Here is a 14,417-nt window from a genome sequence, read left to right on the forward strand (position 1 = left end):
GTTCGTCTGCAGAGCTTGGCACAAAGACCCCTCAAGCTTCACCGAAAACCCGCACCATCAAATGCCGGGACTAAACATCTAGTGGGGAGACGACAATAGCTTGCGAGAGCCAGCGATCGCGCTCAGCCAAAGTGGGCTTGATCGCTGCCAAACGGTGAATGACCCGGCGCATGGGCGATCGAAGCATTCGTGCTCTCCCTTCAAACCGCGGTCGAACTCTGGCGCACCCATGAATAACACCGTGCTGCCAACGGAGCCACGGGCTTGGTCGCAGCGCCTCACTCGACTGCACGGACGGTCGCAAGCAGGCTTTCAGGCGCTCCAAGAGCCGCCAGTTTGGCCGCCCACGCCAAGTGGAGTTCACGCCATTCGCGTTCACCGTTGCCGTCCGTCTGAGTGATCAGATACCAATTGTATTTGTGCCCGATCCGCTGCAACAGTTGTCCAACCTCATACCCGTCCCAGGCCGGCCGGTCGCTGTGCTTCAGCCACGCCAGCGTTTGGTCCCATGCGGCCTGAAACTGTTCCGTCACAAGCATACCGATCTAAGCCTCCTGTACGGGCAAGCGGGATTTTTCGGCGAACAGCGCACGCAGGAGCCGCTTACCCGACTCTATTTTTCGGGTTTAGTACATAAGCCGAAAATTGAGCCTATGGTCAAGTGCGGTGCCCGAAAGGACAGTTCGGGTTATGGTGCGAGACCTGAAGCAACTTCTTGGCGCGCGGCTGCGCGCCCGCCGCCTAGCCCTCAATCTGACGCAGGAGCAGGTCGCCGAGGCTATTGCTCGCACTGTCGAGACAGTGTCGAACCTCGAGCGCGGTAGGGCCTTCCCCGGCCTAGATACGTTGGAGCAGCTGGGCCGAGTGCTCGACCTGCCGCTCGGCAATTTGTTCGGAGAAGTAGGCACAGCGGCTGTGTCGTCCCGGCGTGCGGAACTGCGCGCCCGGCTACTCGCCCTCGCTGACGGGCTCGCTGACGCCGACCTGGAAATCGCAGTGCGACAGGTGGAAGCTTTGGCGGAGGGGCGGCCGAGGCGACCGTGAGCCTCCGCCATGACTTCCAGTTGACACTTCGCCGCCGCCCCAACCGCGACAACCACGTCACGCCCCACAGCTCACAGAACCTCCTCAAGTAACCTGGGAAAGCTATTACTTTATAGTATCGGAGATCCCGCCCCTCCTCTCTCCTAAGAAGTACTCACGAGCCAGAACTCAGATTTCCATCGTGCGCGCATTCGATGAAGTCTGCGCATGTTAATGCGGTGAAATAATCCACGGAAGAGAAGGACATATTTCCTGCACAGAATTGAAGATAATTTCCACACCGATGATATTAATAATCTTGGGATATCGTCACTTTCTTAATCTAAATCGCTCGCTTAATCTTATTTTTCTGATTGATCCTGGCGATGGACTGAGCGAGGGCAATCGCATTTCGCGGTGGGTAAGAGACCAAGGCACCAACGAACTGCTCGTCACGTTCGTCCCTTCATGAGACGGGTGCAGCCCCTGCCCTGACGACCAGCATCAAATCGCCGCATGCATACCAGAGCGGATCGAATAGGACAGTTCCACGCAGTCGGTGCCGGGGCCAGCACCGGCCTGGCCGGTTCCTCGATCTCCACCGAAGCCGCCAGCACGTCGATGTCTAGGCCCGGCGCTTGGTGCCCACTGTCCGGCGCCGACGGCGCGGCGTAAAATCAGTCGCTGAAAACCGATGTCGCGAAAGGGACTATGGCGGATGGCTTTGGTGAGACAACTCGTGCCAGACGATGCCGAGGCCTTGCGGATGCTCCGTCTTGAAGCCCTGGAGTCGCATCCGGAGGCATTCGGATCGAGCCATGCCGAGGAGAGTGCCCGCTCCGTCGATGCGTTCGCGGCATGGACCACGGGCGGCTTCATCGCGGGTGGGTTTGTCGACAACCAGCTCGACGCGATGGCCGGCCTATCCATTCCCAGGACGGCTAAGCAGATGCACAAAGGCATGCTCTGGGGCGTTTATGTCCGGGAATGCCGGCGGGGCAGCGGCCTTGCTGAAGCGGTGATGGACGTCGTTCTCGAACATGCCGGAACGCGGGTCGAGCAGGTCCACCTCTCCGTCGCCGCCGCCAACGAACGTGCCATCAACCTCTACCGGCGCTTGGGGTTTCAGCCGTACGGGACCGAGCCGAGGGCGCTGATGGTCAACGGCATCTACATCGATGAACTCCTGATGGTGAAGTTCCTGAGCCGCTAGGCGAGGCAGTGTTTCGGTCCAGTATGATCTGGGCGACAATGGCGGTCACGATCGCCGGGTGCTGTAGCGAAAGGGAGCGGCCGGGAGCCGCATCGACCGACTGGCCCGTTCGCTTTCCCACCTGCTGGAGGTGATCGAGGGGCTGGAGACCGTCGGCGCCCACTTCAAGTCGTTGCGCGATCCGATCGACACCTCGACGCCACAGGGAAAGGCGCTGCTGGATCGCGCGGAGCGCGCAGGACTCGTCACTCCAAACGGCAAGACCAGACGGTCCCACCACAACGGGGCGAAGCGAGCTTGACCATGATCCGCTTGTGAGAACGCAGAGGGGCCGGCCTCCGCGCATCCTGAACGATGCCGCGACGTGGACCGAAACCAAGGAGGATGCCCGCGCCGCCAGCCGATGCACCCTTCGCCGATGACAAGCCGTTCGGCGTGCTCCATCTTTGATGGGCATGCCGAACCCATCGCCGTCTGCCCAAACCCGTCCGACCGCCGAAAACCGTGAGCCACTCTCCGGGCTGGTGGAACGCGTCACCTACCACAACGCCGAGAACGGTTACTGCGTGCTTCGGGTCAAGGTCCGTGGCCACAAGGAATTGGTCACCGTGGTTGGCCATGCCGCCTCCGTGTCGCCCGGTGAGCATGTCCATGCATCGGGTCTGTGGGAGCAGCACCGCGAACACGGGCCCCAGTTCCGCGCCACCTTCCTGCGCTCGGCCCCACCGACCACTCTGGAGGGCATCGAGAAGTACCTTGGCTCCGGCCTGATCAAAGGCATCGGCCCGGTCTATGGCAGGAAGCTGGCGCAGGCGTTCGGTGAGCGCGTGTTCGACGTCATCGAAACCCAGCCCCAGCGCCTGATCGAGGTCCCCGGCATCGGTCCGAAGCGCATCGCCAAGATCACCCGCGCCTGGGCCGAGCAGAAGATCGTCCGGGAGATCATGGTCTTCCTGCAAAGCCACGGCGTCAGCACCTCCCGCGCCGTGCGGATTTTTAAGACCTACGGTGCCGACGCCATCCCGCTGGTGACGGAGAATCCCTACCGTCTCGCCCGCGACATCCGCGGCATCGGCTTCAAGACCGCCGACACCATCGCCGAGCGGCTGGGCATCCCGAAGGACTCGATGATCCGGGCGCGGGCGGGTGTCTCCTACGCGCTGCTGGAGGCGGTGTCGAACGGGCATTGCGGCCTGCCCGAGGACGACTTGCTCAAACTGGCCGAGGAGCTTCTGGACATCCCGCAGCCGACGCTGGTCGAAGCCATCCTGCTGGAGGTCAAGGAGGGCAGCGTGGTTGCCGACACGGTCAGGGAGCGGCGCTGCATCTTCTTGATGCACCTGTGGCATGCCGAGCGGGAGATCGCCGACCGGCTGACAGTGCTGGCCGAGGGGGAACCGTCCTGGGGGCTGATGGACAGCGGCAAGGCCGTTCCCTGGGTCGAGGAGAAACTCGGCATCGCGCTCGCGACCAGCCAACGGGAGGCGGTTGCCAAAGCGTTGGTCTCCAAGGTGCTGGTGGTGACCGGCGGCCCCGGCGTCGGCAAGACGACCATCGTCCGCTCGATCCTAAAGATCCTCGCCGCCAAGGGAGTGACGGTCGCCCTCTGCGCCCCAACGGGCCGGGCGGCAAAGCGACTGTCGGAGACCACCGGCCTGGGAGCCAAGACGATCCATCGGCTGTTGGAGACCGACCCGGCCAACGGCGGCTTCAAGCGTGGCGCCGAGGCGCCGCTCGACTGCGACCTGCTGGTGGTGGACGAAACCTCGATGGTCGATGTCCCGCTGATGGCGGCGCTGCTGCGCGCCCTGCCGCGTCAGGCCGCCTTGCTGCTGGTCGGTGACGTCGACCAGTTGCCCTCGGTGGGCGCCGGCCAGGTGCTGGCCGACATCATCGGCTCGGGCGCGGTTCCGGTGGCGCGGCTGACCGAGATCTTCCGGCAGGCGGCGGAAAGCCGGATCGTCACCAACGCTCACCGCGTCAACGCAGGCCGTATGCCCGATCTGGAGGTGCCGAAAGACGGCGATAGCGACTTCTACTTCGTCGCCGCCGACGATCCAGAGATTGGCGCCCGCAAGGTGGTCGAGATCGTGTGTGACCGTATTCCGCGGCGCTTCGGCCTGGATGCGGTGCGCGACGTTCAAGTCCTCGCCCCGATGCAGCGCGGCCTCCTCGGCGCGCGTGGGCTAAACCTTGCTCTCCAGGAGGCTCTGAACGGCGATGGATCGAAGCCGTCCATCGAGAAGTTCGGCTGGACCTACCGGGTCGGCGACAAGGTGATGCAGATCGAGAACGACTACGAAAAGGAGGTCTACAACGGCGACATCGGCACCATCGTCGGCCTCGATGCCGAGGAGGGCGAACTGGCCATCGACTTCGATGGCCGCCTCATCCCCTATCCCTTCGGCGAGTTGGATCAGGTGACGCTGGCCTACGCGACGACAATCCATAAATCCCAGGGATCGGAGTATCCGGCCGTCGTCATCCCCGTGGCGATGACGCACTACATGATGCTGCGGCGGAACCTGATCTACACCGGCATCACCCGCGGCAAGCGGTTGGTGGTGCTGGTCGGCCAGAAGCGGGCTTTGGCTCTGGCCGTTCGCACGTCCGATGAGGGATGCCGCTGGTCGAAGCTGCGGGAGTTGCTGTTTGGCCGCACGGAACCGAGTCTCTAGAGCGTTTTCCGATCAGGTCGTGGATCGGCATGGGAGTCTGATGCCGATCGGCACGGAAACGCATTGATAGTAATTGAAACTCTGGGATCCCGCCTGCGCGCTGTATCACAATTCAAAGTGGCACGATCTGCGTGGTGTGACCACCTGCGTCGAGGATCCCCTTCAACGTAGCGGCACGGCTCTTTGGGACAGCAATCGCCAACAGCCGCTCGGCGCGTGATGCGGCGACGTAGATTTTCCGGGCTTCTTCGACCGGCTTAGCGGCGCTCTCGACGCCAGTCAGGACATTCAGGATATCTCCCGACGTTCTCGCGGTGAGCACGACACAGACCGCTGGAAACTCCAGCCCCTTGACGGCATGGATGGCCTTTGCCGGCAGGGCCGTTGGTGACGCCTCCGCAAGCACGGCTGCCAGCTTATCGTTGGATCGCAATCGCTGGCCGATGCTGGAAGTGCCGATAAGATTTGAATTCAGCAAAGCCCGAGCCCGCCTGAGCCAATTCTCGGCGCTTTCTCCCGCATAAACCTTCAGTGCTTGACCAACAGCGATGATCTCCGGAAGCCAACGCTCATCATCCAGGCCACTGGTTGACACATAGGTGGCATAGGCACCGGCGTTAGAGATTTCTCCCCGGATCTGGAGAACCACTCGATGCAGACGGGCCAACGCTTCCCGGCGGTTGCCGGCCGCAAAGGCGAAGTGGAAGCCCATGACGGCCTCGGCCAGCAGCAGCGTCTTGTCGTTGCCCGCGTCCGGCATTGCCCGACCAACCGCGTTCCCAGCACTGGCCCAGGTTGCCGCGAGCACAGGTGCCTGTGCCGGCGGAATACCGAGCTCCGCCGCCATCACTTGAAATCGAGTGCCGATCATGGCTGGGACAGCCGTTCCGCCATAGGTCAGGATGTAGACCGGTGAGGTTTCGTCCTTGTACGGTCCTAGCGGCTGGTCGATCGGGCCGCGCGACGCGGGCGGCCGCAACTGGGAGATAGCCGCACAGATCGCAGGGGACGAGCGGAAATTGCCGCTCAACGGCAGTTGTTCAACGCCCTCGAATGTAGTCGCGAACCTCAGAAGCTCATCCGTTAGGCCACCCCGGAAGCCGTAGATCGCTTGGTTAGGGTCGCAGACGACCTTGACCTTGATGCCCGATACGCGGAGCCATTCGATAATCGCGAGGTCACCGGGATTGCAGTCCTGCGCCTCGTCGACAACAATTTCCCGAAACCGTCCGGAGAGCGCCCGACCTAGCCGGGCCGAGAAAGCCGGGTCGGCAAGGCGCTTAGCGACGCAGTCGCGGACGTCCTCGAAATCCAAATACCCGTTGGATAACGCGCGCGCGATCATGTTGCGCGCATGTGTTTCCCACGCGCCAGGACCATTTCTTGGAGCAAAGCCTTCTTCCACTGCCTTGTCGGCGAGTAACACACCTGTCGCCCGATCGAAATGCTTCAGCTTGAGCGGTTGCGCTGCATCGAAAGGCTTGACCTCCCAATCGGATTTGTCGGGAACGAGCCTTAGGACTTGGCCGCATCCCTCGGCACCGAATGGCGCGATTAGAAACTGCCAAAGGAAGCGGTCGAACGTGCCGATGAAGCTTGGAAACAACGGCGACGGCAGGATGCCAAAATTGTGTAACCGCGCCTCCAACTCCTCGACCGCAGCGTTCGTGAATGACAGGAAAGCGACTCCGCGCCGGTCGGCGGGGTTCGAGAGAAGATGTCGAGCCCGCTCGACCATGGTTCGCGTCTTCCCGGCGCCAGGACAGGCCTGCACAAAAGCATGGCCTTCGTGTCCGATGATTGCCTTCTGCTCGTTGGTCTGCAGAAACATGTCAACGGTCACGCTACGACCTCGCGGATGGTCTTTTCGATGTAGGTAGGAACAATGAAAGTGTGTTCTTTCTCCTCGATCAGAGCAGCCAAGGTCTGGGCGAAATCGCCTTTACGCGCATTCTTGAAAATGGCTCCGATGACCTTAGCCCGCTCATCTCCCTCCAAAGCCGCGGCCTTGTCCCACTTCTTGCCAGACCTTGGGTGCAAGCTGACGTAGGCGGCGCGGAGAATGGTGCCATTGCCAGCTTCCAGCAGTTCGCTTTCGAGAGAATAGCGTGAGGTGATCGCAGCGAAGACCGCGGATGCACCATTTGCCTTTGCGAGTGCATCCAGTTCGCGCTTGCGCTGCTCTCCGGGGATGATCACCTCCTTTTTTGTCGCCAAGGCCACCTCCTCCCCTGGTTGGTCTTCACCAACACTGGGATCGTCATCTCTGACCTCATTCTCCTGGGCGGCCCCGTGGTCACCATCGGTCATAACCACGACCCGTTCGGCAATGCGCGCCTCGTTGATTGTGCAGGTCAGAAGGTTGGCATAGGGGGTGAAATCGACACCGTCGATTGGAACAAAGACGGCGGATCGGAAGAGGCGGAGTTTCTCAGGCTCATTCTTGAGGGTAAAGTGTTCGGCGATCACCGGGAGCAGCAGGGCTTCGGCGATACCTTCGACGAGAAGGATGCGGCCGCCGAACAGCAAAGCCGCTTTTGTCACGTCGAGATAACGGTCGATCTTACGTCGTTCAAGATCGCTCAGTTTGATTTGGGCGAGGGGAATACAGCGGGTTGATCGGCGGAGTGCGGCCGCGGCGGTGGTCGTCACCAGCCCCTCGACGGGGTCGGCCGGGACACCAGTGCCCTCCGCGATCCCGGTTTCGATGACAGCTGCGTCGGCGACGGCCGGCGATTCCGCGTCGGTGGGTTTGTCGGATTTCGCCGAGAGTTCAGGGACAACCGATTTGAAGACCACCAACTGCTTACTGCTGACCCAGGCGGACAAGTTCGGCGAATGGCTGGCGACGACGACTTGCACTTGGCCGGCCGGCCCATTCTCCGGTTTGTCGACGGCAGACTGGACAGCTTGGTCCTTCAGGAAGGCCAGGACCGCCGCCTGTAGCTGCGGATGCAGGTGCGCTTCGGGCTCCTCCACCAGAAACAGGGTCAGGTCAGAATTGCGCACCTTTTCCAACTCGACGGCGATAGTCGCCATGAACAGCAGGTTGGCGTAGCCGTGGCCGGAGTATCGCAAGTCTTCCGGGTGAACACCATGGTCGGCAAGCTTGAACCTCAGGTCTCGCGCGATGTCGACCAGAGCTTCTTGCGAAGCAAAGCCTAGGGCCGCCGCCTGGGGTCGCACACCAGCAGTCAGGGCCGTAAGGCCTTTGGCAACCGCCTGATCTACTTTGGAGAGCACCGAATGATCGGCCCGCCTAGCCAACTCACGGGCCAGATCTGACGCCGAAACGTCGCCTAGAAAGTGATTGAGAAGAGCCATGATCCGGGTGGGATTCCCGGAGGCCAATGCACGCTTGGCGTCGCGGAGAGGCGGCAAATAGACATGCCGGACCATGTCGTAACAGCCAGGTTCGGCTAGGTTGCCCGGCTTGCCCGCCCAAAGGCTCGGCCGATCACTGGGACCGCCATTGCAACGGAGGCCAAATCGGGCTTCGGACAGCGTAGCGTCCGTACTTGCCGAGATCAGACGTCCTTGCTGGCCTGTACTCAGATCGGTGAAGACACCTTCCAACTCAAAGCCTGTGGTCTGGCTTTGAAAGCGGACATCGGTCGGCTCGCAATATATTTCTCGCCGTCCACCCAGCGGCTGGGTTAGAAGCCGGATGCCGTCAATGGCGTTGCTCTTGCCGCCATTGTTCTCACCGACAAACACAGTGAGGTCTTTCTGAAGCTCCACCTCACCCGCTTCGAAGGAGCGAAAATTTCTTAGAAAAATCGTCTTCAAATACATGCCGCCCCCAATCTCAAGGGTATTATCCGATATGAAAAGCAGTTACGCAACTTAATAGCGATATGGCGGCGAGTCAGCGCCGAATTTCGGCTCCAAGCTATTACTGCGAAAGGGGGGCGAGTAGCAACGGACACTGTTGGCGAAATCCGGGGCCTCGTTACGGTACGGGAATGGCGCTGTTGAGGAGACATCCTCAATGCAGGGGGCCAATCATGTCGCTCAAGCCGCAGACCATTCCGACGGTCCCCGAGACGACCGCGACCGTCGCGCGGGACGCCTTTCACAAGGGCGCCCCCGTTCTCCGCCTCCGTGACGAGTTGGGGACAATCTAACAGGACGAACTGCTCGCCGCCTTGTACCCCGAGCGGGGCCAGCCGGCGGCGGCGCCGTGGCGGTTGGCGCTGGTCTCGGTGCTGCAGTTTCTGGAAGAGCTGCCCGACCCGCAGGCGGCCGATGCCGTGCAGGGGCGGATTGACTGGAAGTACGCTCTCAGCCTGGACCTCACGGATCCGGGCTTCGATTTTTCCGTGCTGAGCGAGTTCCGTGATCAACTGGTCGACGAGGGGCAAGAGATGCTGTTGCTGGAGATGGTCCATAACGTCCCTTGTGGATAGCGGTTGTGGGGGCGTAAGGGGCCATGGCCGCACCCCGCCGGCGGCGATCAGCTGACCAGCACCGGCCCGGCCGCATCCTCCAGGTCCTGCAGCTGGGCTGCCGTCGGCGCCAACCCGGGTTGGCCATCTCCTCACCGACAGGCCGGCGGCGATGAAAAATTCCGCGCATCCGACGATGCGAGGCGTAGACTCCGCCAAGTCAGAGGATAACCCTCCACTCTTTCAAGGAAGTCGATAGGCCCAATGCCACCCTCCAGGCCCCGCGTACCAGTCCCGCGACCGAATTTCAGCAAGTCCCGTCCCACCACTGCCACCTCGGCCGGAGTTCGACCATCGCCCGCCCGTGTGAACGGATCAGCGCTTCAAAAACAAGCTCAATGGCTCGCCCGCGCAGCCGATGCGGAACGCACCGGAGATGGCGTCGAGGCTGAACTGTGTCGGCAGTATGCCGAGCATTGGTTCCGCGTATCGCGGGGAGAGGATTGAGGGGAATGAACTGGTGAGCGACATCACCTTGACGCCGCGGGAGCGGGCTTTGGTCCGCAACGAATTCATGGTGCGCTTTGGGCAGGCACTGCGGCTGGAGAGCGGCATTCTCGTGAAACGGTGGGCCACCGGGCCAAACAAGGGTCAGCCGAAGCCGGGAACGGTCATTCAGAGGAAGCTGGACCGTGGGCTGCTGGAGTTGCGGGATGACTGTTGCCATTGGCTGCGGGCTCGGTTTACCGAGGCCGGTCTCGCTGCCTTACGGCACATGGCCGAGGATGCGCGCGCCCTGCCGCCCGGCGAATAGCAGCATGTTCTAGACGAACTCGGAAGCGGGCAACGAGCAGAGGTGAAGCACGGCTGAGCTCACGTTCGCGCCGCGTTCTCAGAGCCTGACCCGAAAAGAATTGAGTGATTTCAGTCCCTTGCGATTCGATCGATGTTGCGAAGCATGACGAATGACAAGACAATGTGGACTGAAATCACCCGAGCGCAGTATCGGCGGAAAGGATTGCGGTATTCAAGCGACACAACGGACGCGGAGTGGGCGGTGCTCGCACCACTCCTCCCGGCGGCTCGACGCTTGGGACGGCCGCGAACGGTCAACGTGCGCGAGATCGTGAACGGCATCCTCTTTCTGGCGACCTCTGGGTGCCAGTGGCGGCAACTGCCGAAGGATTTCCCGCCGATGACGACGGTCCAGCGCTATTTCTACCGCTGGCGCGACGATGGAACCTGGGAGACGATCAATCACGCCTTGGTGGCGATGGTTCGGGAAACCATGGGACGGGAGGCCAGCCCGACAGCGGGGGTGATCGACAGCCAATCGGTCAAGACGACAGAAGCAGGTGGCCCCCGTGGCTACGACGCGGGCAAGTGCATCAAAGGGCGCAAGCGGCATGTGTTGACCGACACCAATGGCTTGCTGGTCGCCGCCATCGTTCATGCCGCCGACATCCAGGACCGTGATGGTGCCCCGGCGCTCCTCGCCTCCGTTCGCACGCTCTTTCCCTGGCTTCGCCACGTCTTCGCGGACGGCGGCTACGCTGGACCCAAGTTGGAAACCGCTTTGGCCCAGATCGGGACATGGACCCTGGAGATCGTCAAGCGGTCCGACGCTGCCAAAGGATTTGAACTGCTGCCACGGCGCTGGGTGGTTGAGCGTACAATCTCTTGGCTCAACCGCAATCGCCGCCTCGCCAAGGACTTCGAGGCCACCGTCGAGAGTGCCGTCGCCTGGATCTTCATCGCCAGCGTCAAACTGCTCTCAAGACGGGTGGCCCGGACATAGCCACAGCCATGCCGATTCCGAGTCCGACTCTCAGATCCCGGACAATTTGCGCACTTTCGTGTAGTAACCCCAGCACCTGCCAGTAGCTACTGATGGTGGCCTCCAGTTCCGCCCGCCGCGCTGGAGGGAGGGCGTGGTCTTGGTCGAACTCAGGACTCGATCAACGCTTGGTGCTTACGCAAATTAAGCGTCGCCATGCTTGAAGCGCTTTTCCCGAGATACACAAATGAAAACTCTGCCGAGCCAACTCGTTGACGAGCTACTGTTAGATCAGGACCCTTGGTATCTGATCATCCGCCTCAGTAACGAGCAGTTATTTTGCGCGCGGCTCGGCGCGAAGTGAGCCACCCGCCCCAAAGGGGCGGGCGTCTTACACTTCGCACCTCACCTTGCGCCACAAATGGGGTCCGTGCCTGTTGAGATGTCTCGCTGTGAGGATAACAAGGACACCGCCGCCGCGGTCGCCCGCTATGACGCCAACATCCTGGAGCGCGCCCGCTCGCTCCGCAGCAACGTCGTGGGGCGCTGAGGTGATGGACAAGACCTCCCCGACCATCGACCGCCGCAGCCTGCCGGTCAGCGCTTGGCCCGAGCAGGACCGCGCCTTGTGGCAAGCCGCCTGCGAAGCCGGCGGACCGCTGGACGACGCCGGTGCCGCCGCCGACTGGGCGCCGGCCACCCGTCGCGGCCGCGCCGCCAACTACGGCCGCTGGCTCACCTTCCTCGGCCAGCAGGGGCTGCTCACGTCGGATGCCGCTCCTGGCGATCGCGTGACGCCGGACGTGGTGCGCCGCTACATCGACGCTCTGCGTCCGACCCTGGCGCCGCTGTCCTTGTGGACCACCATCGACCAGCTCGCCGCCATCATGCCGGCCCTGGCCCCCGACGTCGATTGGGGGTGGCTGCGCCGCACCGCCCGTCGCCTGAAGCGGGGCGCCGCCAACCAGCGTCCGGTCGTGCCGCGCATCCGCAACGCCGCCGACCTCTACCAACGCGCCCTCGCCGCCCTCGACGGAATCGGAGACAAGCCCGAAGCCCGGCCGTTCGCCCATGCCACCGCCTTCCGCGACGCCCTGATGATTGCCCTGACAGTCGCCCGACCGATCCGCCGCCGCACCTTGGCGGGTTTGCGGGTGGGCCACCATCTCCGGCCGACCTCCGATGGCTTCCTGATCCAGCTGGAACGCGAGGATCTCAAATGCGGCGGTCCGATGAGCTTCCCGCTGCCCGCCAGCTTGGTGCCCCACATGGCGCGCTATCTCGACCAGCACCGGCCGCGGTTGCTGCAGGGCCACGCCCATGATGCCCTGTGGATCACCCGCGAGGGGCTGCCGATGACCCTCAACGGCGTCTCCAGCCGCTTCGAGCGCGCCACCCCGGCCGTCCTCGGCGAGCAGATCAACCCGCACCTGCTGCGCCACTGCGCCGCGACCAGCATCGCCCTCGACGACCCGCAGGGTGCCCGTCTGACGGCGGCGCTGCTCGGCCACAGCACGCTGCGGACCAGCGAGCGCCACTACACGATGGCCAAGGGACTGGAAGCCAGCCGCCGCTATCAGGCGACCCTCACCGACCACATCATCCGCCTCCGCCGCGCCGTCCGCGGCGAGCGCCCGTAGGAGCCCATGATGCGTGCCGTCATCTACGCCCGCTACTCCAGCGACCAGCAACGCGAAGCCTCCATTGCCGACCAGATCGAGGTGTGCCGGCGCTATGCCGAGCGCCAGGGCTGGACTGTCGTCGACCATTACAGCGATGCCGCCCTCAGCGGCGCCAGCCGTCACCGTCCGGCGTTCCAGAAGCTGCTGCGTGAGGCCGGACAGCGCCGCTTTGACATCGTGCTGTGTGAGGCGATCGATCGCCTCGGCCGCCGTCTCGCCGACACTGCCGACCTCCAGGACCGCCTCGCCTTCCACGGCGTCCGGCTGTTCACCCCGCAGCTCGGCGAAATCACCACCATTCATGTCGCCGTCATGGGCATGATGGCGCAGGTCGCCTTGAAAGACCTGGCAGACAAGACCCGCCGCGGTCAGCTCGGTCGCGCCATGGCTGGTCGGATGCCGGGCGGCAAGGCCTTCGGCTATGATGTGCTGGAGGGTGACACCGAGGGGCGCGGCAAGCGGCAGATCAACCCGGCGGAAGCCGCGGTCGTCCAGCGCATCTTCCGCCTGTTCGCCGACGGTGCCAGCCCGCGCGCCATCGCTAAGCGCCTCAATGCCGACGGGGTACCCGGCCCAGAGGGCCGACTCTGGCAGGACACCACCATCCGCGGTCAGGTCGAGCGCGGCACCGGCATCCTCAACAACGCGATTTATGCCGGCCGGCTGGAATGGAACCGCTGCTCCTACGTCAAGGATCCGGAAACCGGCAAGCGGGTCGCGCGGCCCAACCCGCCGGAGGCATGGGAGGTGGTGGAGGTGCCGGAGCTGCGCATCGTAGATGCCGCATTGTGGGAGCGGGTGAAGGCCCGGCAGGCATCGATCGGCTTCACCATGGGACGGGACGACCAGGGCAACGCCCTGAACCGGGCGCACCGGCGCAAGTTCCTGCTGTCGGGGCTGCTGACCTGCGGGTGCTGCGGCGGCGGTTACACCATCATGGCGAAGGACCGCTATGGCTGCGCCGCCCACCGCAGCAAAGGCACCTGCACCAACGATCGCACCATCAGCCGCTTCGACATCGAGCGGCGGGTCCTCACCGGTCTGAAGGAGCGCCTGCTGGCGCCTGAGCTGGTCCAGGAGTTCGTCGACAGCTTCCGTGCCGGCGTCGAAGCGGCAACGGCCGACCGCGAAGCCAACCGGCGCACGCGCGAGCGCGAGTTGGCCGCGGTCGAGCGCAAGATCGCCGCCATCCTCAAGGCGATCGAGGACGGGCTGTACCACGAGTCGATGAAAGAGCGCCTGACCATCCTGGAGGCGGACAAGGCCCGGCTGCTCGCCGAGGCTGAGGAGCCCGATGCGGACCTGCCGTCGGTCCTGCTGCACCCCCATCTGGCGGACCTCTACCGCCGCAAGGTGGAAGCACTGGAGGCGGCTCTCGCTGGCGGCGAGGACAGCGCCGAGGCGATGGAGATGGTGCGCGTCATGATCGACCGCGTCGTCCTCACGCCCTCCCCTGCCGGGGCCGGGCTGAACGCCGACCTGCACGGCGAGCTGGCCGGCGTGCTGGCGGTCTGCGAGGGCGCCGCTCAGATGGGTAAAACCCAGACGCACGAACGCCCCGGCTCTTTCGAACCGGGGCGTCAAGTGTCGGTGGTTGCGGGGGCAGGATTTGAACCTGCGGCCTTCAGGTTATGAGCCTGACGAGCTACCGGGCTG

12 protein-coding genes and 1 pseudogene are annotated in these 14,417 nt (G+C 63.4%); 10 read left to right on the top strand and 3 right to left on the bottom strand.

From position 1 onward, the window contains the following. Positions 1-278 precede the first annotated feature (278 nt). Positions 279-539, bottom strand: a complete 261-nt coding sequence (locus tag FZ938_RS30120; RefSeq protein WP_149201848.1) for a hypothetical protein — start codon at positions 537-539, stop codon at positions 279-281. A gap of 151 nt (positions 540-690) precedes the next feature. On the opposite strand from FZ938_RS30120, the gene FZ938_RS30125 reads away from it, so the two are divergent. From FZ938_RS30125 to recD2, 4 genes are all read left to right on the top strand, one after another. Continuing rightward, the gene (locus FZ938_RS30125; RefSeq protein ID WP_149201849.1) at positions 691-1,044 is read left to right on the top strand and encodes a helix-turn-helix domain-containing protein; all 354 of its coding nucleotides are present in this window, start codon (positions 691-693) and stop codon (positions 1,042-1,044) included. A 697-nt stretch (positions 1,045-1,741) separates the two neighbouring features. Next, positions 1,742-2,236: a GNAT family N-acetyltransferase gene (locus FZ938_RS30130; protein WP_149201850.1), complete on the top strand. Its 495-nt coding sequence runs from the start codon at positions 1,742-1,744 to the stop codon at positions 2,234-2,236. 100 nt (positions 2,237-2,336) lie between these two features. Continuing rightward, the gene (locus FZ938_RS31615) at positions 2,337-2,537 is read left to right on the top strand and encodes a recombinase family protein (protein ID WP_425529389.1); all 201 of its coding nucleotides are present in this window, start codon (positions 2,337-2,339) and stop codon (positions 2,535-2,537) included. Between the two features lie 154 nt (positions 2,538-2,691). Continuing rightward, positions 2,692-4,914, top strand: a complete 2,223-nt coding sequence (recD2, locus tag FZ938_RS30140; RefSeq protein ID WP_149201851.1) for an SF1B family DNA helicase RecD2 — start codon at positions 2,692-2,694, stop codon at positions 4,912-4,914. Positions 4,915-5,026: 112 nt separating this feature from the next. Here recD2 and FZ938_RS30145 read toward each other — a convergent pair whose 3' ends face one another. After that, positions 5,027-6,745, bottom strand: coding sequence for an ATP-dependent helicase (locus FZ938_RS30145; protein WP_149201852.1), 1,719 nt, complete (start codon positions 6,743-6,745; stop codon positions 5,027-5,029). Between the two features lie 8 nt (positions 6,746-6,753). After that, on the bottom strand, positions 6,754-8,709 hold the full coding sequence (locus tag FZ938_RS30150) for an ATP-dependent nuclease (protein ID WP_149201853.1): 1,956 nt from the start codon (positions 8,707-8,709) through the stop codon (positions 6,754-6,756). Between the two features lie 212 nt (positions 8,710-8,921). On the opposite strand from FZ938_RS30150, the pseudogene FZ938_RS31280 reads away from it, so the two are divergent. The 6 genes and pseudogenes from FZ938_RS31280 to FZ938_RS30180 all read left to right on the top strand — a co-directional run. Next, positions 8,922-9,266, top strand: a pseudogene (locus FZ938_RS31280) (transposase); the annotation flags it as partial. A gap of 300 nt (positions 9,267-9,566) precedes the next feature. After that, positions 9,567-9,809 (top strand): DUF4167 domain-containing protein, encoded by a 243-nt coding sequence (locus FZ938_RS30160; protein WP_149201855.1) that lies wholly within the window; start codon positions 9,567-9,569, stop codon positions 9,807-9,809. 13 nt (positions 9,810-9,822) lie between these two features. After that, positions 9,823-10,116, top strand: a complete 294-nt coding sequence (locus FZ938_RS30165; protein ID WP_149201856.1) for a hypothetical protein — start codon at positions 9,823-9,825, stop codon at positions 10,114-10,116. Between the two features lie 162 nt (positions 10,117-10,278). Further along, positions 10,279-11,100: an IS5 family transposase gene (locus FZ938_RS30170; protein ID WP_149201859.1), complete on the top strand. Its 822-nt coding sequence runs from the start codon at positions 10,279-10,281 to the stop codon at positions 11,098-11,100. Positions 11,101-11,633: 533 nt separating this feature from the next. Further along, the gene (locus FZ938_RS30175) at positions 11,634-12,719 is read left to right on the top strand and encodes a tyrosine-type recombinase/integrase (protein WP_149201857.1); all 1,086 of its coding nucleotides are present in this window, start codon (positions 11,634-11,636) and stop codon (positions 12,717-12,719) included. Positions 12,720-12,725: 6 nt separating this feature from the next. Beyond that, complete coding sequence (locus FZ938_RS30180) at positions 12,726-14,396, top strand: recombinase family protein (protein ID WP_149201858.1); 1,671 nt, start codon at positions 12,726-12,728, stop codon at positions 14,394-14,396. The last annotated feature ends 21 nt before the right edge of the window (positions 14,397-14,417 follow it).

This window comes from Azospirillum oryzae (assembly GCF_008364795.1).
Lineage (GTDB): Bacteria > Pseudomonadota > Alphaproteobacteria > Azospirillales > Azospirillaceae > Azospirillum > Azospirillum oryzae.